Annotated in this window: 29 protein-coding genes and 4 tRNA genes; 29 read left to right on the forward strand and 4 right to left on the reverse strand. The window is 72.2% G+C overall.

Annotation, left to right across the window (positions count from 1 at the left end):
* The first annotated feature begins 21 nt into the window (after positions 1 to 21).
* The 8 genes from FB454_RS14245 to FB454_RS14280 all read left to right on the forward strand — a co-directional run bounded on the left by FB454_RS14245 (position 22) and on the right by FB454_RS14280 (position 8,846).
* Positions 22 to 612, forward strand: a complete 591-nt coding sequence (locus FB454_RS14245; RefSeq protein WP_013288668.1) for a NuoI/complex I 23 kDa subunit family protein — start codon at positions 22 to 24, stop codon at positions 610 to 612.
* On the forward strand, positions 609 to 1,157 hold the full coding sequence (locus FB454_RS14250; RefSeq protein WP_145753925.1) for an NADH-quinone oxidoreductase subunit J family protein: 549 nt from the start codon (positions 609 to 611) through the stop codon (positions 1,155 to 1,157). The genes FB454_RS14245 and FB454_RS14250 overlap by 4 nt, the downstream gene beginning before the upstream one ends.
* Positions 1,154 to 1,534 carry an NADH-quinone oxidoreductase subunit NuoK gene (gene nuoK / locus FB454_RS14255; RefSeq protein WP_013288666.1) on the forward strand — a complete coding sequence of 127 codons (381 nt, stop codon included), beginning with the start codon at positions 1,154 to 1,156 and terminating at the stop codon, positions 1,532 to 1,534. The genes FB454_RS14250 and nuoK overlap by 4 nt, the downstream gene beginning before the upstream one ends.
* A complete protein-coding gene (locus FB454_RS14260) occupies positions 1,531 to 3,456 on the forward strand; it encodes an NADH-quinone oxidoreductase subunit 5 family protein (protein WP_145753927.1) in 1,926 nt (641 codons plus the stop codon). The genes nuoK and FB454_RS14260 overlap by 4 nt, the downstream gene beginning before the upstream one ends.
* Complete coding sequence (locus FB454_RS14265; protein ID WP_145753929.1) at positions 3,453 to 4,958, forward strand: NADH-quinone oxidoreductase subunit M; 1,506 nt, start codon at positions 3,453 to 3,455, stop codon at positions 4,956 to 4,958. The genes FB454_RS14260 and FB454_RS14265 overlap by 4 nt, the downstream gene beginning before the upstream one ends.
* Positions 4,955 to 6,421: an NADH-quinone oxidoreductase subunit N gene (locus FB454_RS14270; RefSeq protein ID WP_145823053.1), complete on the forward strand. Its 1,467-nt coding sequence runs from the start codon at positions 4,955 to 4,957 to the stop codon at positions 6,419 to 6,421. The genes FB454_RS14265 and FB454_RS14270 overlap by 4 nt, the downstream gene beginning before the upstream one ends.
* 149 nt (positions 6,422 to 6,570) lie before the next feature.
* Positions 6,571 to 7,449 (forward strand): zinc metalloprotease HtpX, encoded by an 879-nt coding sequence (gene htpX, locus FB454_RS14275; RefSeq protein WP_030269305.1) that lies wholly within the window; start codon positions 6,571 to 6,573, stop codon positions 7,447 to 7,449.
* A gap of 137 nt (positions 7,450 to 7,586) precedes the next feature.
* A complete protein-coding gene (locus tag FB454_RS14280; protein WP_013288661.1) occupies positions 7,587 to 8,846 on the forward strand; it encodes an MFS transporter in 1,260 nt (419 codons plus the stop codon).
* Positions 8,847 to 8,850: 4 nt separating this feature from the next.
* On the opposite strand, the gene FB454_RS14285 is transcribed toward FB454_RS14280, so the two are convergent.
* From FB454_RS14285 to FB454_RS14300, 4 genes are all read right to left on the reverse strand, one after another.
* Complete coding sequence (locus FB454_RS14285; protein WP_145753933.1) at positions 8,851 to 9,366, reverse strand: hypothetical protein; 516 nt, start codon at positions 9,364 to 9,366, stop codon at positions 8,851 to 8,853.
* Complete coding sequence (locus FB454_RS14290; protein ID WP_013473722.1) at positions 9,347 to 9,853, reverse strand: SigE family RNA polymerase sigma factor; 507 nt, start codon at positions 9,851 to 9,853, stop codon at positions 9,347 to 9,349. Before FB454_RS14290 ends, FB454_RS14285 begins: the two co-directional genes overlap by 20 nt.
* Positions 9,854 to 9,918: 65 nt before the next feature.
* Positions 9,919 to 11,334 (reverse strand): MFS transporter, encoded by a 1,416-nt coding sequence (locus FB454_RS14295; RefSeq protein WP_047894110.1) that lies wholly within the window; start codon positions 11,332 to 11,334, stop codon positions 9,919 to 9,921.
* Positions 11,335 to 11,512: 178 nt separating this feature from the next.
* On the reverse strand, positions 11,513 to 12,007 hold the full coding sequence (locus FB454_RS14300; RefSeq protein WP_013288657.1) for a YajQ family cyclic di-GMP-binding protein: 495 nt from the start codon (positions 12,005 to 12,007) through the stop codon (positions 11,513 to 11,515).
* 147 nt (positions 12,008 to 12,154) lie between these two features.
* Here FB454_RS14300 and FB454_RS14305 point away from each other — a divergent pair.
* From FB454_RS14305 to rplL, 21 genes are all read left to right on the forward strand, one after another.
* Positions 12,155 to 12,238: transfer RNA gene (locus tag FB454_RS14305), tRNA-Tyr, on the forward strand.
* Positions 12,239 to 12,460: 222 nt separating this feature from the next.
* On the forward strand, positions 12,461 to 12,649 hold the full coding sequence (locus FB454_RS14310) for a site-specific integrase (protein WP_486485417.1): 189 nt from the start codon (positions 12,461 to 12,463) through the stop codon (positions 12,647 to 12,649).
* Positions 12,646 to 13,215: a hypothetical protein gene (locus FB454_RS14315; RefSeq protein WP_145823054.1), complete on the forward strand. Its 570-nt coding sequence runs from the start codon at positions 12,646 to 12,648 to the stop codon at positions 13,213 to 13,215. The genes FB454_RS14310 and FB454_RS14315 overlap by 4 nt, the downstream gene beginning before the upstream one ends.
* Positions 13,216 to 13,525: 310 nt before the next feature.
* Positions 13,526 to 13,885, forward strand: coding sequence for a hypothetical protein (locus FB454_RS14320; protein ID WP_013288656.1), 360 nt, complete (start codon positions 13,526 to 13,528; stop codon positions 13,883 to 13,885).
* Between the two features lie 63 nt (positions 13,886 to 13,948).
* The gene (locus FB454_RS14325; RefSeq protein WP_235437432.1) at positions 13,949 to 14,206 is read left to right on the forward strand and encodes a hypothetical protein; all 258 of its coding nucleotides are present in this window, start codon (positions 13,949 to 13,951) and stop codon (positions 14,204 to 14,206) included.
* Positions 14,207 to 14,628: 422 nt separating this feature from the next.
* Positions 14,629 to 14,766, forward strand: coding sequence for a hypothetical protein (locus FB454_RS34865; protein ID WP_013288654.1), 138 nt, complete (start codon positions 14,629 to 14,631; stop codon positions 14,764 to 14,766).
* Between the two features lie 50 nt (positions 14,767 to 14,816).
* The gene (locus FB454_RS14330) at positions 14,817 to 17,339 is read left to right on the forward strand and encodes a putative bifunctional diguanylate cyclase/phosphodiesterase (protein ID WP_013288653.1); all 2,523 of its coding nucleotides are present in this window, start codon (positions 14,817 to 14,819) and stop codon (positions 17,337 to 17,339) included.
* Positions 17,340 to 17,435: 96 nt separating this feature from the next.
* Positions 17,436 to 17,508 (forward strand) — tRNA-Thr (locus FB454_RS14335).
* A gap of 25 nt (positions 17,509 to 17,533) precedes the next feature.
* Positions 17,534 to 17,606: transfer RNA gene (locus FB454_RS14340), tRNA-Met, on the forward strand.
* Between the two features lie 133 nt (positions 17,607 to 17,739).
* Complete coding sequence (gene rpmG / locus FB454_RS14345) at positions 17,740 to 17,907, forward strand: 50S ribosomal protein L33 (protein ID WP_013288652.1); 168 nt, start codon at positions 17,740 to 17,742, stop codon at positions 17,905 to 17,907.
* A gap of 121 nt (positions 17,908 to 18,028) precedes the next feature.
* Positions 18,029 to 18,475, forward strand: a complete 447-nt coding sequence (locus FB454_RS14350) for an FAS1-like dehydratase domain-containing protein (RefSeq protein WP_145823055.1) — start codon at positions 18,029 to 18,031, stop codon at positions 18,473 to 18,475.
* Positions 18,476 to 18,479: 4 nt separating this feature from the next.
* Positions 18,480 to 18,872 (forward strand): MaoC family dehydratase, encoded by a 393-nt coding sequence (locus tag FB454_RS14355; RefSeq protein ID WP_030269317.1) that lies wholly within the window; start codon positions 18,480 to 18,482, stop codon positions 18,870 to 18,872.
* 127 nt (positions 18,873 to 18,999) lie between these two features.
* Positions 19,000 to 19,072: transfer RNA gene (locus FB454_RS14360), tRNA-Trp, on the forward strand.
* Positions 19,073 to 19,285: 213 nt separating this feature from the next.
* Positions 19,286 to 19,678 carry a preprotein translocase subunit SecE gene (gene secE / locus FB454_RS14365; RefSeq protein ID WP_013288649.1) on the forward strand — a complete coding sequence of 131 codons (393 nt, stop codon included), beginning with the start codon at positions 19,286 to 19,288 and terminating at the stop codon, positions 19,676 to 19,678.
* Between the two features lie 35 nt (positions 19,679 to 19,713).
* Entirely contained in the window at positions 19,714 to 20,436 is a 723-nt protein-coding gene (nusG, locus tag FB454_RS14370) for a transcription termination/antitermination protein NusG (RefSeq protein ID WP_013288648.1), read from the forward strand.
* 186 nt (positions 20,437 to 20,622) lie between these two features.
* Positions 20,623 to 21,054 carry a 50S ribosomal protein L11 gene (gene rplK / locus FB454_RS14375; protein ID WP_013288647.1) on the forward strand — a complete coding sequence of 144 codons (432 nt, stop codon included), beginning with the start codon at positions 20,623 to 20,625 and terminating at the stop codon, positions 21,052 to 21,054.
* An 88-nt stretch (positions 21,055 to 21,142) separates the two neighbouring features.
* Positions 21,143 to 21,859 carry a 50S ribosomal protein L1 gene (gene rplA, locus FB454_RS14380; protein WP_013288646.1) on the forward strand — a complete coding sequence of 239 codons (717 nt, stop codon included), beginning with the start codon at positions 21,143 to 21,145 and terminating at the stop codon, positions 21,857 to 21,859.
* A gap of 82 nt (positions 21,860 to 21,941) precedes the next feature.
* On the forward strand, positions 21,942 to 22,829 hold the full coding sequence (locus FB454_RS14385) for an ATP-binding cassette domain-containing protein (protein WP_145823056.1): 888 nt from the start codon (positions 21,942 to 21,944) through the stop codon (positions 22,827 to 22,829).
* A complete protein-coding gene (locus FB454_RS14390; RefSeq protein ID WP_145823057.1) occupies positions 22,826 to 23,515 on the forward strand; it encodes a hypothetical protein in 690 nt (229 codons plus the stop codon). The genes FB454_RS14385 and FB454_RS14390 overlap by 4 nt, the downstream gene beginning before the upstream one ends.
* A gap of 316 nt (positions 23,516 to 23,831) precedes the next feature.
* A complete protein-coding gene (gene rplJ, locus FB454_RS14395; RefSeq protein ID WP_013288643.1) occupies positions 23,832 to 24,380 on the forward strand; it encodes a 50S ribosomal protein L10 in 549 nt (182 codons plus the stop codon).
* Between the two features lie 54 nt (positions 24,381 to 24,434).
* A complete protein-coding gene (rplL, locus tag FB454_RS14400; protein ID WP_013288642.1) occupies positions 24,435 to 24,821 on the forward strand; it encodes a 50S ribosomal protein L7/L12 in 387 nt (128 codons plus the stop codon).
* The last annotated feature ends 402 nt before the right edge of the window (positions 24,822 to 25,223 follow it).

The raw sequence follows: 25,223 nt of genomic DNA on the forward strand, positions 1-25,223 counted from the left end.
CCACAGGGCAGGATGGGCGGCATGAGCGAGCACGGTGGAGTGCCCGGCGGGGGCCTGGTGAAGGGCCTGGCGGTCACGTTGAAGACGATGACCCGCCGCTCGACCACCCAGCAGTACCCGGACGTCGAGCCTGAGCTGCCGCCCCGCTCCCGTGGCGTGATCGCGCTGCTGGAGGAGAACTGCACGGTCTGCATGCTCTGCGCGCGCGAGTGCCCGGACTGGTGCATCTACATCGACTCGCACAAGGAGGAGGTGGCGGTGCCCGGCGCCGCCCGCCCCCGCCAGCGCAACGTGCTCGACAAGTTCGACATCGACTTCTCGCTCTGCATGTACTGCGGCATCTGCGTCGAGGTCTGCCCGTTCGACGCGCTCTACTGGTCGCCCGAGTTCGAGTACGCCGAGTACGACATCAAGAACCTGCTGCACGACAAGGACCATCTGGGCGAGTGGATGGCCACCGTGCCGCCGCCGCCGGCTCACGACCCGCTCGGCGACCCCTCCAAGGAGGAGACCACCGCCGCCCGGAAGGCGGCGGGTCCGTCGGCCCGTCCGGCTCCTTCCCGGGTACGCCCCGACGCCGCCACCGATCCGGGCGGAGGCACCGTCTCATGACCGGTGCGGACGTCCTGCTGCTCGCGCTGGGCGCGGTGGCGGTGGGCGCGGGTGCGCTGGTGGTCGCGACCCGCCACCTGGTCCGGGCCGGGTTGTGGCTGGTGGTGTGCCTGGGCGCGCTGGCTGGTGACTACCTGGTGCTGACCGCCGAGCTGGTGGCCTGGGTGCAGGTGCTCATCTACGTGGGCGCGGTGGTGGTGCTGCTGCTGTTCGCGGTGATGCTGACCCGCGCGCCGATCGGCCCGTCGGACGACCTGGACCGGCCGGGCTGGGCCGCAGCGCTCGTCGGCGCGGGCAGCGGCCTCGGCCTGGCGGTGCTGCTGATCGACGCGTTCCGCTGGTCCCGGGTGGACCTGCCCGCCGCCGGCACCGCCGAGCGCCTCGGCGAGCAACTGTTCCGTTCCTGGGTGCTGCCGTTCGAGGTGCTGTCGGTGCTGCTGCTGGCCGCGCTGGTCGGCGCGATCGTGCTGTCCCGCCCGGACATCGGCCGCCGGTCCACCGACACCAGCGCGGCGCAACCAGCCGACGAGGGCAGGCGCCCGTGAGGCCGGTCATCCCGTACGTCACCGCCGCGCTGCTGTTCGGCCTCGGCGTGTACGGCGTGCTGCGCCGCCGCAACGCCGTCCTGGTGCTGATGGCGGTGGAGTTGATGCTGAACGCGGTGAACCTGGTGCTGGTCACCGCCGACACCACCGTCAAGGCCGTGCTGCCGCACTCCGGGCAGGTGTTCGCGCTGTTCGTGATCGTGCTGGCCGCCGCCGAGATCGGTGTCGGGCTCGCCATCGTGCTCCAGCTCTACCGGCTGCGCGCCAGCGTCACGGTCGACGACGTGCCGCTCGACGAGCCGGCGCCGGCGGTCGCGGTGGCCCCGGGCGGGCTGCCGACGCCGGAAGCGCCGGGCACGGAAGGAGCGGTCCGGTGAGCACGCCGACGCTGTGGCTCGCCGCGGTGCTGCCGGCGGCGCCGCTGGTCGCCGGGCTGCTCGGCCTGCTGCTGCCGCCCGCCCCGCGCCAGGACCGGGCGGCGGCCCGGCGGTCGGCTGTCGCGCTGGGCGTGGCCGGGGCGGCCGTGTCGCTGCTGGCCGCGCTGGCGCTGCTGGTCCGCGTGGACGCCCCGGTCGAGGCGTCCACCACCTGGGTCGACCTGGGCGGGCTGCGGGTCACGCTGGGCCTGCGGCTCGACGGCGTGGCGGTGCTCGTCGCCACCGCCGTCGCCGCCGTCGCGCTGGCAGTGCAGGTCTACTCGATCGGCTACCTGCGCCGGGGTCCGCACGACGACGTGGACGTCGACCACCGCTACCCGCCGTACGCGGCGCAGTTGAGCCTCTTCACCGCCGCCATGCTCACTGTGGTGGTGTCCGGCGACCTGATCATGCTGCTGGTCGGCTGGGAGGTGATGGGCGTCTGCTCGTACCTGCTCATCGCCCACGATCGGCGGCTGCCCGAGGCACCCGGCGCGGCGGTCAAGGCGTTCCTGGTCACCCGTGTGGGTGACGTCGGCTTCCTGCTCGGCATCGCGCTGCTCGGCGTGGGCGCGGGCAGCTTCCGGATCGCCGACGTGCTGGCGCACGACTACGGCACCGGCACGCTCACCGCCGCCTGTCTGCTGCTGCTCGCCGGGGTGGCGGGCAAGAGCGCCCAGTTCCCGCTGCACACCTGGCTGCCCGACGCGATGGCCGGTCCGACGCCGGTGTCCGCGCTGATCCACGCCGCCACCATGGTCGCCGCCGGGGTGTACGCGGTGGCCCGGCTGTTCCCGCTGTTCGAGCGCGCACCGGCCGCGCTCGCCGTGCTGGGCGTGATGGCCGCGATCACCATGCTGCTCGGCGCGTTCGCCGCCACCGCGCAGGACGACATCAAGCGCGTGCTCGCCTGGTCGACCGTGTCGCAGATCGGCTACATGACCGGCGCGCTGGCGGTCGGCGCACCTGCTGCCGCGCTGTTCCACCTGCTCACCCACGCCGCGTTCAAGGCGCTGCTGTTCCTCGCCGCCGGTGCGGTGATCCACGCCGTCGGCACCACGCTGATGTCCCGGATGGGCGGCCTGCGTGCCGCCATGCCCGTCACGTTCTGGTGCATGGTGGTCGGCCTGGGCGCGCTCGCCGGCGTACCCCCGCTCTCGGGTTTCTGGAGCAAGGACGGCGTGCTCGCCGCCGCCGAGGCGGCCGCGCTCGACGGCGCCGGGCCGACCGCCGCCTGGGTGGGCTGGCTGGTCTGGCTGGCCGGGCTGGTCGGCGTGGCGGTGACCGCCTGGTACGCGACCCGCCTGCTGCTGCGCACGTTCCTCGGCCGGACACGCACGCCGCTGCTGCGCCCGCACGACCCGCCCGCGCTGCTGCGCTGGCCGGTGCTGCTGCTCACGGCCCCGGCCGCGCTGCTCGGCCTGGCCGCGTTCGCGCCCTGGTTCGCCGACCGGCTGCGCGTGCCCGGCGACGACACCGGCGAGGCGGTCGAGCTGGTGCACCTGGCGCCGAACCTGATCCTGCCGTTCCTGCTGCTGCTCGCCGGCGCGGGCGTCGCCTGGGCGGGCTGGCGCCGCGACCCGGCCGCCGACCCGGCCCGCTTCCTGGGCCCGCTGCGGCCGGTCTTCGCCCGCGCGTTCCGGCTCGACGACGTCCAGCACGCCCTCGTCGTACGCCCGGCGGGCGCGCTCGCGCGGGTCGTGCGTACCGGTGACGAACTGGGCGTGGACGGGCTGGTCGAGGGCAGCGGCCGGGCGGCGGTCGAGGTGGGCGGCGGCCTGGCCGCGCTGCACCGGGCGGCGCTGCCGCGCGCGGCGGCCGGGGTGCTCGCGGGCGCGCTGCTGATCGGCCTCGCGGTCGCGCTGATCGGAGTGACCTCATGACGTTCGGGCAGGTCCTGCTGGTCGCCGTGGTGGCGGTTCCGGCGCTCGGCGCGCTGGCCACAGCCGTCGTGCCCGGCGACCGGGCCGGCCGGGTGGTCGGCACCGTTGCGGCCGCGCTGACGCTGCTGGCGACGCTGCCGCTGGTCGGCGGCGACCACGGCTGGTTCGGGTACGGGCCGCGCCCGGCGGTGCAGCCGTGGCACCAGGTCGACCTGACCTGGGTGCCCGGGCTCGACCTGCGCTTCCACCTCGGTGTGGACGGCATCTCCTGGCCGCTGGTGGTGCTGACCGCGCTGCTCACGCTGCTGTGCTGCGCGTACACGCTGTGGCGGGTGCCGCCCGGCGGCGGCAGCGGGCGGGCGCTGGTGGCGCTGCTGCTGGTGGTCGAGGTGGGCATCCTCGGCACGTTCCTCGCGCTCGACCTGGTGTTGTTCTTCCTGTTCTTCGAGGTCGTCCTGCTGCCGATGTACGCGGTGATCGCCGGCTGGGGCGGCGCGGACCGTCGTCGGGCGGCCCGCAAGTTCGCGCTCTACACGCTGTTCGGCTCGGTGCTGCTGCTGGTCGGCGTCTACGTGGTGGTGGCCGCCGCGGGCACCGCCGACCTGGTCGCGCTCACCGGCGGCGCCGGGCTGTCCCGGGGCACCCAGCTCGCCGCGTTCACGCTGCTGGCGCTGGCGTTCGCGGTGAAGAGCCCGCTCTGGCCGCTGCACTCGTGGCTGCCCGACGCGCACACCCAGGCGCCCACCGTGGGCAGCGTGATCCTCGCCGGGGTGCTGCTCAAGATGGGCACGTACGGGCTGATCCGGGTCGCCGTCGGCGTGGCCCCGGAGGGCGCCCGCTGGGCCGCGCCGGTGCTCGGCGTGCTCGCCGTCGCCGCGATCCTGGTCGGTGGCCTGGTCTGCCTCGCGCAGGACGACCTGAAGCGGCTGATCGCGTATTCCAGCGTCGGACACATGGGCTTCGTGCTGCTCGGGGTCGCCACGCTCACCGCCACCGGGATCCAGGCCGCGCTGATCGGCAACATCGCCCACGGTGTCATCACCGGCCTGCTGTTCTTCCTGGCCGGGGCGGTCAAGGACCGCGCGCACACCGGCTCGCTGGCCGAGCTGTCCGGGCTGCGGGAGACCGCGCCCCGGCTGGCCGGGCTGCTCGGCTTCGCGGCTGTCGCCTCGCTGGGGCTGCCCGGCCTGGCCGGGTTCTGGGGTGAGGCGTTCGCCGTGGTGGCCGCCGTGCAGCGGGGCGGCCCGCTCTGGCTGACCCTCGCCGTGCTCGCGGCGCTGGGCGGGGCGCTCACCGCCGCGTACTTCCTGCGGCTGCTGCGCCGGGTCACGCACGGGCGGCCCAGCCCGGCGGTGGCGGGGCTCGCACCCGGGCTGGCGAGGGCGGAACTGACCGCCTGGGCGCCGCTGGTGCTGCTCGCGCTCGCGGTCGGCCTGGCCCCGGCGCTCGTGCTGTCGTACGCCTCCGGTCCGGTGGAGGCGCTGCTGGGGGTCGTCCCATGAGCCTGGTGCAGAGTGTCGACAACGTGGCGATGCTGCCCGCGTACCTGGCCGCCGGCACGGCCGTGCTGGTGCTGCTGGTGGACCTGCTGGTGGCGCGGCCCGCCGTCACCGTCGCCGTGGCGGCGCTCGGCGCGGCCGGCACCGCGGCCGGCGCGGCGCTCGTCGGCGCGGCCGGCACCCGGAGCACGTTCTGCGTCGGCGACGACTGCTCCTGGGTGTGGGGTGGCCGGGCCGCGCTGGTCGGGGCCGTGATCGCCCTGCTCACGCTCGGCGTGCTGGCGCTGTCCGGTCCGCTGCTGCGCGCCGGGCGTACCCCGGTCGGCGAGTACTGCTTCCTGCTCGCCTGCGCGATGACAGGCGGCGTGGTGCTCGGCGCCGCCGGTGACCTGATCACGCTGATCGTGGCGCTGGAGACGCTGACGCTCCCGCTGTACGTGCTGGTCGGCCTGCGCCGGGGCAGCCTCGCCGGTGCCGAGGCGGCTGTGACGTTCTTCGTGGTCAGCGTGGTCGCCACCACAGTGACGCTGCTCGGCGCGGCGCTGCTCTACGCGGTCACCGGCACGCTGCACCTGGACCGGCTCGGCGCCACCCTGACCGCCCGCGACGACCTGACCGATCTGCCGCTGACCACAGTCGCTGTGGCACTCGTGGTGGCCGGGCTGGCGTTCAAGGTCGCCGCCGTGCCGTTCCACGCCTGGGCCCCTGCCACGTACGACGGCGCGCCGCTGCCGGTGGCCGCGTACCTGTCGACCGCCTCGAAGCTCGGTGGCGTGGTGGCGCTGCTGGCTGTGGTGCAGCGGGCGCTGCCGGGTGACCTGACCGGCCCGGTGCTGGCGGCGCTGGCGGTGCTGACCATGACCGTCGGCAACCTGGTGGCGCTGCGTCAGCGGCGTACCGTGCGGTTGCTCGCCTGGTCGTCGGTGGCCCAGGCGGGGTACATCCTCGCTCCGCTGGGCGCGCTGGCGCTGACCGCGGGCCGCACCGGCGACGCGCGGGCGGCCGCGTACGCCGCAGCCGTCGCGTACGCGATCTTCTTCGTGCTGCTGGAGCTGGCCGCGTTCGCCGCTGTGGTGGCGTTGCGCCCGGCGGACGGCGACGGCGGCACGCTGGCCGACCTGCGCGGCGCGGCGCGGCGGCACCCCTGGGTGGGCGGCGCGTTCGCGCTGGCGCTGATCGGGCTGGCCGGGCTGCCGCCGGGCCTGGCCGGGCTGTTCGCCAAGGTGACGGTGGTACGCGCGCTGCTGGCCGGGCACGCGGGCTGGCTGGCGCTCGTGGTGGCGTTGAACGCGGTGATCGGCCTGGCGTACTACCTGCGGGTCACCGCCTCCCTCTACGCGACGCCGGCCGGCGTGGCGACGGTCCGGCCCGCCCGGACCGTGGTGCTGGCGCTCGGCGCGGCCACCGTCGCCGCGGTGGTGATCGGTTTCGCACCGCAGCTCGTGCTGGACGTGGCGGCGCGCTGACCGGTTCCTGCCCGGATGGGCGACCGCTTCAGCCTGCGCACAGCAACATCCAGGCAACTTTCAGCCATGAGCCGGATGGTTGACGGGTACCGGTGTGTTGAACCGGTCAGCGGGCCTCCCGCAAGGGCCCGTGCACCGAAGGAGAGATCGTGCATCACAACCGTCTCAAGACCGCAGCGCTGCTCGGCCTGTTGACCTCGCTGATCCTCGCGATCGGCTACTGGTTCGGCGGTAGCGGCGGTCTCGTCATCGCCGTCGTCGTCTCGTTGCTGATGAACGGCGTCACCTACTTCTACTCCGACAAGCTCGCACTGCGCTCGATGAAGGCGCAACCGGTCAGCGAGGCACAGTTCCCCGAGCTGTACCAGATGGTGCGGGAGCTCTCCACGCAGGCCGGCAAGCCGATGCCGCGGCTCTACGTGAGCCCGACGTCGCAGCCCAACGCGTTCGCCACCGGTCGTAACCCGGAGAACGCGGCGGTCTGCGTCACCCAGGGCATCGTGGAGATCCTGGACTACCGGGAGCTGCGTGGCGTGATCGGCCACGAGCTGTCCCACGTCTACAACCGGGACATCCTGATCTCCAGCGTGGCTGCCGGCCTGGCCGGCATCATCACCATGCTGGCCAACCTGGCCTGGTTCATCCCGCTGGGCTCCTCGGACGACGAGGACGCCCCGAACCCGGCCGTGCTGCTGCTCACGCTGATCCTCGGCCCGATCGCCGCCACGGTGATCCAGCTCGCGATCAGCCGGAGCCGGGAGTTCCAGGCCGACCAGTCCGGCGCCGAGCTGAGCCGCGACCCGCTGGCCCTGGCCAGCGCCCTCCGAAAGATCCACATGGGTACGCAGGCGCGCCCGCTGGCGCCCCAGGGCCAGCTCGCCAGCACCGCCCACCTGATGATCGACAACCCGTTCAAGCGGGGCGGCGGCATCGCCGCGATGTTCGCCACCCACCCGCCGATGGAGCAGCGGGTGGCCCGCCTGGAGCAGATGGCCCGCAACTCCGGGCCGGTGCAGTTCCAGCGCTGACCCGCCGTACTCCCCACCGCGCCCGCGTCCCACGACGCGGGCGCGGTGGTGTGTCCGGGCACAATGCGTTTCCCCCGGTCAGGTCACGCCGTTAGGGTCGAAACGTCTCCCGCTCATTACCCTCCTGGAGGTCGACTGTGGCCGCACTGCGCCAGTACCAGGGCGTCTGGCGGATCCCCGGCGCGCCGATGCTGCTGATCCTCGGCATCATCGGCCGGCTCGGGATCGGCATGACCCCGCTGGCGCTGCTGCTCGTCGTCGAGCAGGTCACCGGCCGGTACTCCCTGGCCGCCGTCGCCGGCGGCATCTACGCGCTCTCCGGCGCCGCGCTCAGCCCGGTCGCCGGCCGGATCGCCGACCGGGTCGGACCCACCCCCGTCCTGCTGCTCACCGCGGTCACCCACCCGCTCGCCCTGATCGGGCTGCTCGTCGCCACCCGCTCCGACAGCGGCAACCTCGGGCTGATCTACCTGGCCTCGGGCGTCGCCGGAGCCACGTACCCGCCGCTCACCGCCGCGATCCGGGGCGCCTGGAACGACCTCACCGCCCCCGCCACCGGCCGGGCGCACCTGCGCAACACCGCGCTCGCCGCCGAGACCACCCTCTTCGAGGTCGTGTTCGTGATCGGGCCGCTGCTGGTAGCCGGCTTCGTGCTGCTCGCCGACGCCTCCGCCGCGCTCGTCGGCGCCGCGGTGGTAACCCTGATCGGCACCGGCACCGTCGCGCTCGGACGGGTCATGCGCGGCTGGCGCCCGCACCCCCGCGAGCACCACGCAAGGGGCCTCGGCCCGCTGCGGCTCGGCGGCTTCCCCGCGCTGCTGCTCTGCGTGGCGAGCCTCGGCATCGCGTTCGGCGCCTCCGGCGTCATCGTCCCGGCCTTCGCCGGGAACTCCGGCGCCGACGACCCGGAGAGCCTTGCCGGCGTGCTGCTCGCCGTCTGGGGCATCGGCAGCGCCATCGGCGGTTTCTGGTTCGGCGTACGCAAGCCCGCCGCCAACATGACCCGCCAGTTCGCCTGGCTGCTCGGCACCGTCGCGGCCAGCTTCGCCGTCTTCGCGGTGATGCCCGGCCCGGCCGCGCTCGGCGTCGCGCTGGTGCTCGGCGGCGCGGCCATCGCCCCCGCGCTCACCCTGGAGAACACGCTCGTCGGGCGGATCACCCCGGCCGGCATGCTGAACGAGGCGTACACCTGGGTGGTGACCATGTCGGTGGCGGCGAGCGCCGCCGGCGGCTCGATCGCGGGCCTGATCATCGACCACGCCGGCGGCGTCTCCTGGGCGTTCGTCTTCGCCGGGGTGGCGGTCGCCGTCGGAGCCGCGGTCGCCGCGCTGCCCGGCGGCCCGATCGCCCGGGCCGAGGCCACAGCGGTACGCGCCGAGCAGACGCTCGCCGCCTGACCGCTCACCCGCCGGCGGTCACCACCCGCTCCACCCCGGGCAGCTTCTCCACCGCGGCCCGGATCGGCGCCGGGTCCTCACCCTGCGCGAGCAGCACCGACAGGACGACCCGGCCGTCGCCGTCCGGCCGGGCCGCGACCGTCCTGCCACCGCAGCGCAGCCCGGTGTCCCCGCGCGCCTGCCCGATCCGGTAGTCGACCTCCCCGATCTGCGGCGTGCCGGCGCCCGGCCGGAAGACGACGTCCAGCCGTACCGGAGGGTCGGCCTGACACGCGGCCGACGCCGCGGCGGACGGGGTGGCCGCGCCGCCGCCGGCCGGCATCGGCGTCGCCGGTCCGGACAGTGCCGCCATGGTCGCGGCACCGCCGGTGACCGTCACAGCGGCCACCCCCGCCAGAACCGCGGCCCGGCGCCGGCTCCTGGCACGCCCCCGTGCGCGCACCTCGGCCGCCGGGCTGAGCCGCAGCCCGGTCATGTCCTGCTCCAACTCACGCAGAGCCTCACCAATGCGTGCCGACATCGACTTCCTCCTTGTCGTCGGTCAGTAGAACGGCGAGCGCGGCACGACCCCGGGACAGGTACGACTTGACAGTCCCCTCCGGCATGCCGGTGGTCCGGGCGATCTCCGCCACCGGCAGGTCGTGGAGGTGGTGCAGGACGACGACCAGCCGTTGCGCGTCGGGCAGTCGCCGTAACGCCGCCAGCAACGCCACCCGGTCCGGGTTGGGCCCGGGCGCCGGAGTCTCCCGGCCCAGCCGGGCCCGCGCGGCGAACCAGCGCCGCAGGCCGCGCCACCGGTTGGCCGTCAGGCGCCAGGCCACCGTCCGGACCCAGCCCTCCGGATCCTCGTACGCCCCGACTGTCGACCAGCGCTGCCAGGCCCGCGCGTACGCCTCCTGCGTCACGTCCTGGGCCTCGGCCAGGTCGCCGCAGAGGGCGTAGACGTGGTGCACGACCCGCCGCGCGGTCGCCGTGTAAAAGGCGTCGAAGTCCTCGGGGCCGTCCATGCCCACCTCCCGTGTCCGCTCTCACCACTCGACACCCCGATGCGGCTCCGGCGGTTGCACCCGGATCAGGACGCTCCGGGTCGTACCCGATCCGGCGCCTTCACCCGGTCGGGCCGGTCGTGCGGGCCCGCCGGCCCGGTTCGCTCTGTGTTCTGCGCTCCGGGGCGCGCGGCGGACACCGCGGCGACCAGACCCAGCGCGAGGATCGTCACCGCGCACGCCAGGAGCGTGGGGCGTGCCCCGAGCAGTGCCGTCGCCGGACCGCCGAGCATGGTGCCCAGCGGCACCGCAAGCACCGTGACCGCCCCGTTGGCCGCCAGCACGCGGGGGAGGTCCACGGTGCCGGAACGGCGCTGGAACAACGCCGTCGCGGTCGGCTGGTAGGGCGCCCAGACCAGGCCGGCGAGCGCGAACGCGGGCAGCGACAGGACGACCGGCGCGCCCAGGCCGAGCGGCATCAGCGCGGCGCCGAACAGCACCACGATGCCGGCGAGCGTGGTCCGCAGCGGCCGTCCGCGCAGGTGACCCGTGAGCAGCCCGCCGAGCAGGGAGCCGACGCCGAACGCGGTGTAGTAGGCCGCGAGCGTTCCGGCGGAGGCGTGCAGGTCGTCGGTGACGTGCACCGGCATGGCGACGTAGAACGGCCCGAAGAGGAAGAAGAACGCGAAGGTCAGCGCCAGCAGTCCGAGAAGCGACCGGTCCCGCCCGATGATCCGGAACCCCGACGTACGCGACGGCCCCGCCCCGGCCGGGGCGTTCCGGTACCGACCGTTGGTGTCCCGGTCGTGGACGGTCGCGGTGTCTCCGTCACGGACGGCTGCGGCTTCTCGGTCACGGACGGCGGCGGTGTCTCGCTCACTGACGGCCGCGGCTTCGCGATCGCGGACGACCAGGCGGTAGCTGACGGCCAGCACGGCGAAGCTGGCGGCGTCGACGGCGATCACCCACACCGCGCCGACCCAGGCGATGAGCAGGCCGGCCAGCGGCGGTCCGACGATCGTCGCGGCCTGGCCGAACACGCCGAGAAGCGCGTTCGCGGCCAGGTGGTGCCGCTGCGGCAGCAGCTCGGCCACGAGCGTGAACCGACCGGCCGACCCCCACGGGTGCAGCAGCGAGGACACCGCCAGCAGGGCAACGTAGAGACCGACGTCCAGCACCCCGGCGAGGTGGGCGACGGGGATCGCCCCCAACGCGGCGGCCCGCACCGTCGCGTCCCAGCCGGCGAGCTGAGCCCCGCTCCGTGCACCCAGCCACCGCCCGAGCAACAGCGTGCCGGCGGCGCCCGGCAGCGTGTACGCGGCCACCGCGAATGCGGTCCACGTGCCGCGTTGCCCGGCGGGGGCGAGTTGCAGAGCCAGCCACGTCACCGCGACCAGGGCGAGCCCGTCACCGAGAGCGGATGTCGCGAGACCGGGCAGCAGCCGACGCAGTACCGGTTGACCGAGCACCGGGCGATAGGGGAGGAGCATCGCGGGGGTCATGGCTCCCAGCCGACCTCACGACCGGCCCGTACCCCAAGGAAGTCGCCTGACGGCAGAAGGAACCGCAGCTGTTCGCGGCCGAGATGCAGGCCGCGCGTTCCGGCCACTGCGGATGCCTGATCCCGCACCGTGGCAGGTGACCATGCCGGTCACCTGCCACGCGACTCGATCGTCGTGCCTACCGGTAGTTGGTGAACTGGAGCGCCAGACCGAAGTCCTCGCCCTTGAGCAGGGCGATGACGGTCTGGAGATCGTCCTTCTTCTTGCCGGTGACGCGGAGCTGGTCGCCCTGGATCTGCGCCTGCACGCCCTTCGGGCCCTCGTCGCGGATCTTCTTGCTGATCGCCTTGGCCTTGTCCGAGTCGATGCCCTGCACCACCTTGGCGTCGATCTTGAAAATCTTGCCCGACTGACGGGGCTCGCCGGCGTCGAGCGACTTCAGCGAGATGTTCCGCTTGACCAGCTTCTCCTTGAAGACGTCCAGCGCGGCCCGGACCCGCTCCTCGGTCTCCGCCTGGAGGCTGATCGCCTCCTCGCCCGACCAGGAGATCTCCGCGCCGGTGCCGCGGAAGTCGAACCGCGTCGAGAGCTCCTTCTCCGACTGGCGGACGGCGTTGTCGACCTCCTGCCGGTCGACCTTGCTCACGATGTCGAACGACGGGTTCGCTGCCATGCTCATGCTCCTGCTGTCCGGCGGTCTGTCCTGGTCCGTCCCGCGCTGACCAGCGTGGGACCTCCTGACGGTACCCGGTTGCGGCAGTGCCGGGGGCAACCGCTATCCTTGCTTCCGCTGCCGCGTTGCGACGCGGCGGTGTGCCCTGGCGGGTTGCCCGAGCGGCCAATGGGAGCGGACTGTAAATCCGTCGCGAAAGCTTCAGAGGTTCGAATCCTCTACCCGCCACCAGGTGCAGATGCGGCCCCTGACCAGCAGAGATGCTGATCGGGGGCCGTTCTCGTACGTCTGGGGGAGTCCGGCTGAGTCCAGCCGTCTACGACTCGTTGTGGGCAGATGGTGGGCAGGTCGATCTTGCCGCTGAGGGCTCTTCTGGGGGCTGCGAACGCTGGGTTGGTGGCTGGGCCGACGTGGCAGAGTCCGTGCGTGTGGCGATCGGCTGAGGGGTCCGCGGTGAGGTGTCGCCGGCCCTACGACCTCCGGCACGCGGCGGCCTCGCTCTGGCTGAATGCCGGCGTCCCGCCGACCGAGGTCGCCCGGCGCTTGGGTCACGACGTCGCCGTCCTGCTCCGCGTCTACGCCAACTGCATCGACGGCGGAGACGACACCATGAACGACAAGATCAGCGATGCGCTCGGATGACCCGTCACACCCGGCGAATCTCATTGCTCCAGGGCTACGCCATCAACACGACATTGCTGTGCGCCGATACCCTCGCCGTCATGAGCCAACACGGGGCCCGATCGCACGATCGCCCGGCCGCCCGACGCTGCCGCCGAGGTTTGGCACTGGCTGCCGCCCTGCTCACCCTCGTCGGCTGCGCTGACTCAACCGAGCAAGGTCGACAGGAGGCTAAGGACATGGCGCTGCGGGACGCCGAGGCTTATACCCGCGACGCCGAGGTCGCCGCGATCAGTCGCACTGAACTCGGCAACGGATCCGTGCGCTACTTGCGCGAGCATCTCGCGAAGTCAAACGGGCAGGTGTTGGACTCCTGGAGCAGCTCAGGCATGGCCGAGCCGGGGCCGGTGGTCGGCTGGGTCGATGTTGCTCTTACCCGCACGTCATCTGACAGCGTGTTTTCCAAGGGCGCCACGGTGACCACCTGCATCCGCTTCGAGGTGTACTGGTCTGACCGTAACGGCGCCCAGTACTCCCACCACGCCAAGGACTGCCCAACGGACATATCGCCGCCTCCGGCCCAATAGCTAGCAACCGGTGCCCTGCCCGCGGCCACAGTCGTGCGACCGCCGAGCTGTCTCCCGTCGTGGGCACATGGTGGGCAGTTGGTCAACCAATCGTTGCATGGGGAAGAGAAACAGCAGCTCAACGAGGTTGAGGCGTGCAAGATCGTTGACACCCTGTAAATCCGTCGCGAAAGCTACAGAGGTTCGAATCCTCTACCCGCTACCAGGTGCAAGAACGGCCCCGTGAGCTGCGAAACGCGCTCCGGGGCCATTCTCGTTCAGGTCGTACTTTGCTCGTCAGCCCTGTCGGCTTGCGCCGTTAAGCTGAGCCATGATCGAAGCGGGCAGTCGCATGCGCGGTCAAGCGCCTCCGCCCGCCGTCGTCTTCGAGGCGCTGACCGAGCCCGACCGCGACCCGGCACGCCCGTGGCTTCGGTTGCTCGACGACGAACAGCGACCGCAGATCCTGCGCCGCGAACGCCCGAACCTGGTCGTCTGGTCATCGCTGTGGTCGAAGCGACCCGACGCGCAGGTGCGCTTCGATCTCGCGTCCGACGGGCATCAAGGCACCCTGCTTCGGTGGACGCTGCTGCTCGCCGAGCCTCTTCCCGACCCCTCGCTGCTCGGGCATCTGCGTAGGCGACTGAACGAGCTGATCAACGCGAATCTGCGGTACACCTTCGGCCAGTAGCCGCGCGACCGGTCCGCCGGGCCGCGTCCTCCGGCGGACGGGCCGGTAGATCGATACTGGGTCGTGGATCAGGACGAGGTTCGGGTGCTGGCGACCGCCGAGTTCACCAGACGGATGCGCGCCGGCAAGCCCCGAGGCGGGTTCCAGATCGACGACTGGCAGCTCTCCGAGCCGTACGAAGCGCAGGTGCGAGGACTCCGCGGAACCGAGCGCCTGCTGGTCGTCGACTTCGTCCCCCGTGGCGAGACCCGAGCCGGGGGACACTGCAAGCTCAGCGTGGCGGTCGATCCGGACACCGGCGTGGCGGACATGCTCAGGTGACGTACGCCGAAGGCGCTGGACGCCCCTGGTGAGCCCACTGAACGGTTCCGGCGTGAATGAGGGAATCATCCTCTGGTGTTCATGACAGGGGCAGGTATGGTGGTCAATGCCCGCGGGTCCGGTGGTGGTCCACCGGGCGGATCGGCCAGGTCGAGCCGGCCGGGCGACCCAGGGTTGGTGGTGTGGGGTTTCGCGTGACTTGATCCCCTTCGTGGGTGAAGGTGGGAATCCGCAATGGACGAAGCGGCTGACGTCCCTTCACCCCCATGACCTGGCTGCGTGTCGTGGGTGGCCGGGCCGAACGGCGGAACCTGACAGCTACTCGGGCTGGGCGGGTCCTCTCCGCTTTTCTGCCCCTCAGGCTTGTGGCACGATCGGGAAACCTTCACCATCCCTGTGGCAATCTCCCGACAGGAGCAATCATGTCTGGTCGAACGCTGGGCCGGCTGCTTGGCTCGCTCCTCGTGCTCGCCGCCATCGCAGGCGCCTTCGGCATCCTCCCCGGCACCAGTAGCGCGCAACTCGCCGACATCGTCTGGACGATGGACGCCCCGCGCTGAATCATCGAGTCGTCCGCCGGCCGGCGGACGACGTCTCGGGTAGGAGGGGCATGGCAAGCCAGGGCCGACCTCGTAGGTCAACGGAACGTGCCTGGCTCGTCACCGCCCCTCTGGCGCTGCTGGCGGTGGTCTTCAGCACCTGCATCGCCCTGGTGGCGGACCACCCGTTCGGCAAGTGGCCGCTCGCCTTCGTGTTCTTCGTCGTCATGGCGGGGATCAGCTTCGCGGTGCTGAACGTCTACGTCCGGCGCCAGTCGGTGGGCGTGACGCTCACCGAGGTGCCACTGATCGTGGCGCTCTACTTCCTGCCGCCCTTGAGTGTCGTACTGATCTACACGCTCTCGGTGCTGATCTGGAGTGCCTCGCACCGCTTCGGCGCGGCGAAGCTCTGGTTCAACGTCGCCAAGGCCGCCGCCGCCACCTCGCTGGCCAGCCTCGTACTCCTGGCGCTGCCGCCGCTGCGCGGTGTCGGGCCGGGGACCTGGGGCTCGCTGTTCCTCGCCGTCTGCGTGGTCACGCTGGTCAGCCTCGTGAGCGTGGTCGGCGTGCACGTGCTGCTCCAGGGCTGGCAGGCCGGGCGGGACGCGCTGCGCAGCATGCCGACCGCTCTGCTCACCGCCGCCATCAACGTGGCGATCGGCCTGCTCGTCCTGATCGCCCTGAAGACGACGTGGTGGTCGGCGCTGCTGCTCGCCGCCCTCTTCAGCGGCCTGGTCCTGGTCTACCGCTCCTACTCCCAGTTCTTCCGCCAGCACCGCACGCTGGCCGGGATGTACGAGCTCACCCGCCTTCTCGCCTCCGGCACCGAGCGGTCACTCGCCGACATCCTCCTCGACCGGGTACGCGCGCTGATGCAGGCCGAGTACGCGACGCTCTGGCTGCCCGCCCAGGGCCGGCATCCCGAGGTGCTGCTCACCGCCCGGGTGGACACCCCCGGCCTGCTGGACCTGGCGCCCACCCCGGCGAGCCTGCGCCAGCAGGTGCACAAGAAGGGTCGTACCCTCTCGATCGGCCGCTGGCTCGGCGGCGATCCGGCGTTGCGGCAGGCCGCGGGGGAGGAGCGGGTCAAGGACGCCATCGTGGTGCCGCTGCGCTCCGGCCAGGCTGTGATCGGCACGCTGGAGGTGACCAACCGGCTCAGCGACATCGGCCACTTCGCCCCCGGCGACATCCCCGTCTTCGAGACGGTCGCCGCGCACGCCGCTGTGGCGCTGGAGAACTCCCGCCTGGTCGACCGGCTGCGGCACGACGCCGACCACGACGCACTCACCGGCCTGCCCAACCGGCGGCGCCTCACCTCGTCGGTGGCGGAGGCGGTCAAGATCCGCGCCCCGGGTGAGGTGGTGGCGCTGCTGCTCTTCGACGTGGACCGGCTCCGCCAGGTGAACGAGTCGCTGGGTCACGCCGCCGGCGACAAGGTGCTCATGGAGGTGGCCGAGCGGCTGCGCTCCTGCGCGCCCTCCTCGGCGCTCGTCGGCCGGGCCGGCGGTGACGAGTTCCTGGTGACGCTGCGGCTGGAGAGCACCGAGGCGGCCCTGGAACTGGCGGCCCAGCTGCGGGAGCAGATCCGCGACGAGATGGTCTTCGACGCGCTCACCCTGGACGTGGACACGGTCGTCGGGGTGGCCGTGCACCCGGACCACGGCAGCGACGCGGTGGCGCTGCTGCAACGCGTCGACCTGGCCGCCACCGCGGCCAAGTCGGTACCGGGCAGCGTGCAGCTCTACAGCCCGGCGCTGGAGTCGCGGTCGCTGCGCCGGCTCGGCCTCGCCGGCGACCTGCAACGCGCGCTGGACGAGGGCGAGCTGGAGGTCTACTTCCAGCCCAAGGTCACGTTGCGGGACCGCCGCCTGGTGGGCGTGGAGTGCCTGGCCCGGTGGGAGCACCCGGCGCACGGCAGTGTCGCCCCGGACGACTTCGTGGCGGTGGCCGAGCACACCGGCCAGCTCGGCCGGCTCACCGAGTTCGTGCTCCGGGAGAGCCTGCGGCGCAGCCGCGACTGGAGCCACGGCGAACAGCCGCTGTCCGTCGCGGTCAACCTCGCCGCGCGTACGCTCACCGACCAGCACTTCCCGGCGCTGGTACGCGACCTGCTGGCCGAGTACGGGGTACCGCCGCAGCGGCTGACGCTGGAGGTCACCGAGGCCGGTGTCCTGGACGGCACCGAACGTCCCATACCCACCCTGCGCAGCCTTCGTGACCTCGGTGTCCGCCTCTCGGTGGACGACTTCGGCACGGGTAACTCGTCGCTGGCGCAACTGCGCCGGCTGCCGGTGCACGAGGTGAAGGTGGACCGGTCGTTCGTGCAGGGCATGGCGACCGATCCGGGCGACCTGGCGATCGTCAACGCGGTGGTGACGCTGTCGCAGCAGTTCGGCCTCGCGGTGGTGGCCGAGGGCGTGGAGAGCGAGCTGACGCTGGAGCTGCTCCAGGACATCGGCTGTGAGATCGGCCAGGGATTCCTGTTCAGCCGCCCTCTGCCGTACGAGCGGCTGGAGGCCTGGTTCGGCGCCCAGGTCGACCCGGAGACGGTGGTCGCGGGGGAGCTGCCGCGCCTGCGAGTGGTGCCCTGACCAGGGCGGACACGCACTCGGGGGATCCGATTTCACCTGCGCGACGCGGTCGTGTACTGTTTCCCCTGCGCGACACCCCCCGGGGTGATCGGGCAGGCCCCCTTAGCTCAGTCGGCAGAGCGTCTCCATGGTAAGGAGAAGGTCTACGGTTCGATTCCGTAAGGGGGCTCAGAGGGTCCGGCTGGACCCGCCACGGCGGTGTAGCTCAGATGGCAGAGCAAGCGGCTCATAATCGCTGTGTCGCCGGTTCAAGTCCGGCCACCGCTACTCTCGTCCTCCGGGCCCAGCCCGGTGGCCGGTGGGATGGGCGCCACAGGCGCCCACTTTGCATGTCCGCGTCGTCAGCGCGTACGGCTGACACGCCGTAGTTGATATCCGTGAGCGAGGAAGGCACTCCGCCGTGGCGAAGGCGACCGATGTCCGGCCGAAGATCACTTTGGCGTGTGTGGAGTGCAAGGAGCGCAACTACATCACGCGCAAGAACCGCCGTAACGACCCGGACCGCATCGAGCTGAAGAAGTTCTGCCCCCGGGACGGCAAGCACACCGTCCACCGCGAGACCCGCTGACCGCGGCCGGCACAAGCCGGCACCGCAGCAGCTTCTCGAACGCCGATCCACCTGACGGGTGGCCTCCGGGCCGCCCGACCGGGCGGATCGGCGTTCGTGTTTTCCGTGTAGGTTCGGCGGCATGTCCCTGGACCCGTCCTTCGTCGGCCGGACGTACCCGCCGACCGCCCCCTACCAGGTGGGCCGAGAAAAGATCCGCGAGTTCGCCACCGCCGTCGGCGCCACCGACCCGGTCCACCACGACCCGGAGGCGGCCCGGGAGCTCGGCCACCCCGACGTGGTGGCGCCGCCGACGTTCCCCGTGGTCGTCACCATGTCGGCCAGCCGGCAGATCGTCGAGGACCCGGCGCTCGGCGTCGACTACAGCCGTGTGGTGCACGGCGACCAGCGGTTCGCGTACACCCGGCCGGTGGTGGCCGGGGACGAGCTGGTGTGCGTGAACACCATCGAGGAGGTCACCACCCGGGGCGGGCACGGCTTCCTGACCACCCGCACGGACGTGAGCACGGTGGACGGTGAGCCGGTGGTCGCCGTGTGGTCCAAGATCGTCGTACGCGGGGAGGCCTGAGGACATGGAGCTGCCCACCCAGACGTACCGGGTGACCCGCGCGGACCTGGTCCGCTACGCGGGCGCCTCGGGCGACTTCAACCCGATCCACTGGAGCGACCGCACCGCCACCGGCGTCGGGCTGCCGGGCGTCATCGCCCACGGCATGTTCACCATGGCGCTGGTCGGCCGGGCGGTGGCCGGCTGGGCCGGCGCGCCGGACGCGGTGGTCGACTTCGGCGTCCGGTTCACCCGCCCGGTGGTCGTCCCGGACACCGACGAGGGCACCGAGATCGAGGTGTCAGCGGTGGTCAAGGAGGTCACCGAAGAGGGCCTGACCAGGCTCGACATCACCGCCACCTGCCAGGGCGAGAAGGTGCTGTCGCAGGCTCGGGCACTGATCCGCACGACGCGCTGAGGGTTCGCCCGACGCGCGAGAGGCAGACCGGTTGGGAAAGTCGCACGACTACCCGTACACTGGTCCGCCGTGGGGCAAGTGACCCCCGCTCGGCACAGCGTGTCCGGGTGGAGGTGAGTTGCCGCACAGGGGTGTAGCTCAATTGGCAGAGCAGCGGTCTCCAAAACCGCAGGCTGCAGGTTCAAGTCCTGTCACCCCTGCGCCTCAGGCCTGACCGTTCCGTGGGTCGCGCCGCCCTCACCGGCGGCGTCCGGCCCGTGGTGGTGGCATCGGTGGGGTGGTTCCGAGGCGTTCGGGCCCTCCCGGCCGGTCCGCCGGCCGCGGCCCGTCGCGGGACGGTTGGTCCGGCCGGCGTGACCAACACGCCGCGCACGCCGCCCGGCGTGCGACCCCATACCCGCACGGAGGGCGAAGTGGCCGAGAGCAAGCGCCGCGGCGAGGACGACGGCGACGAGCGTCTGAACGACGACGCGACCGTCGACGACGTGGCCGACGACGACGCCACCGACGCGGACGAGCCGGTCGCCCGGGGTGGCACCGCGACCCGCAAGCGGGCGCAGGCCGAGCCGGCCGAGGGCCGGAAGACCCGCAAGGACACCGAGCGGATCGGGCTGTTCGCCCGCATCGCGCGGTTCTTCCGCGAGGTCGTGGCAGAGCTGCGTAAGGTCATCTGGCCGACCCGCAAGGAGCTGCTGACCTACACGGCCGTGGTGGTCACCTTCGTCGCGGTGATGCTGGCGATCGTGGCCGGCCTGGACTACGGCTTCGCCAAGGCGGTGCTGTGGGTCTTCGGCGAGTCCAGCTGACCTGCGGACAGCGATACTGACGGAAGTGAGCGAGCGTGCCTGAGTACGACGAGACCGCCGGAACCCCGGACGAGCAGTCCACGGTGGCGACGGCGGCCAACAACGAGTCGGTCGAGGCCGCCAGCGAGCCGGAGTTCCCGACCACCGAGCCGGCCCCGGACGAGGACTTCGACCCGGTCGCCGAGCTGCGCCAGAAGCTGCGTTACGCGCCCGGCGACTGGTACGTGGTGCACTCGTACGCCGGCTACGAGAACAAGGTCAAGACCAACCTCGAGACCCGGATCACCTCCCTCGACATGGAGGACTTCATCTACCAGGTCGAGGTGCCGACCCGGGAAGAGGTCGAGGTCAAGAACGGCAAGCGGTCGCAGGTCCAGGCGAAGGTCTTCCCGGGCTACATCCTGGTCCGGATGGAACTGACCGCCGAGTCCTACTCCTGCGTCCGGAACACCCCGGGGGTCACCGGCTTCGTCGGCGCGACCGACCGGGCCGACCGGCCGGCGCCGCTGAGCCTCGACGAGGTGCTCAAGTGGCTGGCCCCGGCGGTCGAGACCGAGCAGAAGAAGGCCAAGCCCGAGATCAAGGTCCTCGACTTCGAGGTCGGCGACTCGGTCACCGTCACTGACGGCGCGTTCGCGTCGCTGCCGGCGACGATCAGCGAGATCAACGCCGACCAGCAGAAGCTCAAGGTGCTGGTGTCGATCTTCGGCCGGGAGACGCCGGTCGAGCTGAACTTCAACCAGGTCGCCAAGATCTGACGTACGTCGGCACCGGCGGCCCGCCCCTTCCCGGTGGCCGCCGGTGCGCCGTTTCGCCATCCGCCGACCTCGGCGCGGGGGGTGGCCGACGGCTGCGCTACCCTAGAACGTCGGCTGTCCGCACCGTGCTGACCGTGCGCGCCCGCGGACCGGCGAGAATCCCAGTTCCAAGCCCCAGGAAGAGACATGCCTCCGAAGAAGAAGCTCGTCAAGACGTTCACGCTTCAGCTGCCGGCGGGCCAGGCCACCCCGGCGCCGCCGGTCGGCCCCGCGCTCGGCCAGCACGGCGTGAACATCATGGAGTTCTGCAAGTCCTACAACGCGCAGACCGAGTCCCAGCGGGGCGACATCGTCCCCGCCGAGATCAGCGTCTACGAGGACCGCACGTTCACCTTCGTGCTGAAGACCCCGCCCGCCGCCCGGCTGCTGATCAAGGCCGCCGGCGTGCAGAAGGGCTCGGGCGTCCCGCACAAGGAGAAGGTCGGCTCGGTCACCCGCGCCCAGCTGCGCGAGATCGCCGAGAAGAAGATGGCGGACCTCAACGCCAACGACATCGACCAGGCCGAGAAGATCATCGCCGGCACCGCCCGGTCGATGGGCCTGACCGTCGCCGACTGATCTCGCTCCACCGCTCCACCCGATCTTTCTGTTCGTGGGAGGGCCGCGTACGCCGCGCGCCCGCCAGAGACCACAGGAGTCACCAGAAATGCAGCGCAGCAAGAGCTACCGCAAGGCCGCCGATGTCATCGACCGGTCGAAGCTCTACACCCCGGTCGAGGCCGTCAAGCTGGCCAAGGAGACCACCAACGTCAAGTTCGACGCCACGGTCGAGGTCGCGATGCGCCTCGGCGTCGACCCCCGCAAGGCGGACCAGATGGTCCGCGGCACGGTCAACCTGCCGCACGGCACCGGTAAGACCGCCCGCGTGATCGTCTTCGCCGCCGGCGCGAAGGCCGAGGAGGCCGTCGCCGCGGGTGCGGACGAGGTGGGCACCGACGAGCTGGTCGCCCGTATCCAGGGCGGTTGGCTGGACTTCGACGCGGCGATCGCCACGCCCGACCAGATGGCCAAGATCGGCCGGATCGCGCGGATCCTGGGCCCGCGCGGTCTGATGCCGAACCCGAAGACCGGCACCGTGACCATGGACGTCACCAAGGCCGTCTCGGACATCAAGGGCGGTAAGATCACCTTCCGGGTGGACAAGCACTCCAACCTGCACCTGATCATCGGCAAGGCCTCCTTCTCGGAGAACCAGCTGGTGGACAACTACGCCGCGGTGCTGGACGAGGTGCTGCGGGCCAAGCCGTCCGCGGCCAAGGGCACGTACCTCAAGAAGGTCACCCTCACCACCACGATGGGCCCGGGCGTACCGGTCGACCCGAAGGTCGTGAAGAACTTCCAGGAGGGCTCGGCCGAGGGCTGAGCACGCGTACTCCCGGACGGGGCCCCGCCATCACGTCGTGGCGGGGCCCCGTTCGTCTGTCCGGTGTGGCACTCTCGGGCGCATGCGGCTCGACGGCGTCTGGCTCCGCTACCACAGGCACGGCCCGTGGGTGCTGCGGCAGGTCGACGTCGCGATCGGCCTGGGTGAGGCAGCGGTCGTGCTCGGCCGCAACGGCGCCGGCAAGTCCACTCTGCTCCAGCTCGCCGCCGGGGTGCTGCGCCCGAGCCGGGGCCGGGTCGCCGACCGGCCGCCGGTCGTCGGCTGGGTGCCGGAGCGCTTCCCCGCCGACCAGCCGTTCACAGTCGGGGCCTACCTGTCCGCCATGGGCCGCGTCGCCGGCCTGCCCGGTCCCGCCGCCGACCGGGCGGTGCGCCACTGGGTGGAGCGACTGGGCCTGACCCGCTTCCACGACGTGCGCCTGCCGCGGCTGTCCAAGGGCACCGCGCAGAAGGTCGGCCTGGCGCAGGCACTGCTGCGCCCGCCCGGCCTGCTGGTGCTCGACGAGCCCTGGGAGGGGCTGGACGCCACCGCCCGCGAGTCGGTCCCCGAGATCATCGGCGAGGTGCTGGCCGACGGCGGCACGGTGCTGGTCAGCGACCACCGCGGCGAGACGGTCCGGCTCCCCGGAGCCCGGCACCTGTCGGTCACCGACGGCACGGTGACCGAGGAGGCGTCGTCGGGCGGCGCGGCCGTCGCCGTGGTCGAGCTGGCGGTCCCGGCCGCCGGGCTGGCCGCCGCCGTCGCCCGCCTGCGCGCCGACGGCCATCAGATCCTTCGGGTACGCGAACACGCCGTCCCGCCCCCGGCCACGCACCCGGTGCCGGCCTCCGCCGGGCCGTCGGGCACCGGCGGGTCGGGCGGCGCGTCCGCCGCTGGTTCCCCGGACCAGGCCGGTGCCGAGGCCGGGGACTCCGCCCGGCCCGGGCCGGCGCCGGAGGTGGCCCGGTGATCGCGCTGGTCCGGCTGCGGCTGGCCGGCTTCCTGCGTACCGGACGGGCGTTGGCGCCGGTGCTGGCCGGCCTGCTCGTCCTCGGCGTCCTCTACGGCGGTGGCCGGGCCCGGCCGGCGGAGGCCTATGGCGTCTCCGCCGTGGTGCTGTTCCCGGTGCTGGCCTGGCAGACCAAGATCCTGCTGGACGTGGAACCCGACGTGCAGCGCCGGATGGCCCGGGTGGTGGCCGGGCCGGCCCGGGAACGGGCGGCCGGGCTGCTGGCGGCACTGGTGGCCGGGCTCGCCGTGGTGCTCGTCGCGCTGGCGCTGCCGTGGCCGCTCGGCGGGGTCACCGCTGCCGTCGGGCCGGCGGAGCGGCCGGTGCTCGTCGGGGTGGCCCTGGGGCTCTGGGCGCACCTGCTCGCCCTGCCGGCGGCGGTGGCGCTCGGCGCGCTGGCGAGCCGGGCCGTGACCCGCAGCGCCGGCTACGGGGTCGCCGTGCTGGTCACCGGCGCGGTCGGGGTCGTGGTGCTCGGGCTCTCCGGCTCGGTCGCGCCGTGGCTGGCCCCGCCGGTCATGGCGACCGCGCGGGCGGTCACCGGGCCGGTCGCGGCCGGGGCCGGTCTGCTGCTCACCGGCTGGGCCCTGGCCTGGACGGCGGTGGCGCTGACCGGCTACGCCTGGGCGCGGCGCACCCGGGCCTGAGCCCTGGTGACCGGGAGCACCTCCGGCGATTTGGTGCTGCGGCGCACGTCGCGTAACCTGGTGCGGTAGTTCCACCCAAAGACCGCTGGTCACCGTGCTCCGGCACGGTCGAAGGTCCCGCGACGACGGGCGACCCGCGCAGGGCGGTAAGCGAAACTCGGTTTCACGCACGGTCCGCCGACTGTGCCCGTGTCCCCGGCCCTCGCCCCGTGCGCCCTGCGCCGGGGCTTTTTCGTTGTCGTGATGCCTCCGCCGCCGTCGTCGAGCCTCGGCTCGCCGCCGGCGTACCAGCTCCGAGCAACGAGAGAGGAGGGACATGGCGGACAAGCCGATCCGGGCCGACAAGGCCACGGCCGTCGCCGAGCTGACCGAGAGCTTCCGCAACGCGGGAGCGACCGTGCTGACCGAGTACCGCGGGCTCACGGTTTCGCAGCTCACCCAGCTGCGGCGCTCGCTCGGCAAGGAGACCAGCTACACGGTCGCGAAGAACACGCTTGCCAAGCGTGCCGCGGCCGATGCGGGCATCTCCGGGCTCGACGAGCTGTTCTCCGGTCCTACCGCGCTGACTTTCGTTTCGGGCGACGTCGTCGAGGCGGCGAAGGGGCTTCGCGACTTCGCGAAGGCCAACCCGAAGCTCGTCATCAAGGGCGGTGTCTTCGAGGGCAAGGCCATTTCCGCGGCCGAGGTCACGAAGCTCGCCGACCTGGAGTCCCGCGAGGTGCTGCTGGCCAAGCTGGCCGGCGCCATGAAGGGCAACCTGAGCAAGGCCGCGGCCCTGTTCCAGGCTCCGCTCTCCAAGGCCGCCCGCGCGGCGGCCGCCCTGGCGGACAAGAAGCGCGAGCAGGAGGGCGCCGAGGCGGCCTGAGGCCCTCCCGGCGCACCACGTTCTTAGTTTTCATTGCGAGAAAGGACGCCAGACATGGCGAAGCTCAGCACCGACGAGCTGCTCGACGCGTTCAAGGAGATGACGCTGATCGAGCTCTCCGAGTTCGTGAAGCAGTTCGAGGAGACCTTCGAGGTCACCGCCGCCGCTCCGGTCGCCGTCGCCGGCCCGGCCGGTCCGGGTGCCCCGGCCGCCGAGGCCGAGCCGGAGAAGGACGAGTTCGACGTCATCCTCGACGCCGACGGTGGCAAGAAGATCCAGGTCATCAAGGTCGTGCGCGAGCTGACCGGCCTGGGCCTCAAGGAGGCCAAGGACCTGGTCGAGGCCGCTCCGAAGGCCGTCCTGGAGAAGGCCAACAAGGAGACCGCCGAGAAGGCCAAGGCCAAGCTCGAGGGCGAGGGCGCCAAGGTCACCCTCAAGTGACCTTGCTCCACCTGACGCGCGTCCGGCTCACGTGAGCCGGGGCACATCGCGTCGCGGCGGGCGGTGATCCGGGAGACCGGGTCACCGCCCGCCGTGTTGGTGCCGCCCGCCGACGAACGGCGTGAGCAGGGCGTACAGCGTCCTCTCATCGGCCGGTCAGCGACGTCTGTCGGTAGCCCGTCGGTGGGAAAGACACCCCGAGCAGTAACCGGCCCTTGACGCGGCACGGGCCTGCCAGGCACGCTGAACATCAGCAAGACCTTCCGCGCTTGCAACGGCCGCCTCTCGGGTAAGGCAACGGCAGCACCGCCGCCGCGGCTCCCGAGCGGACCGGCAGGAGCGTCGCGTTCCGAGCGGCCCGGTCGACCCGGTTTCCGAGGTCCCAGGGCTTGTTCCGCGACG

Source organism: Micromonospora sp. CNZ297 (assembly GCF_007827625.1).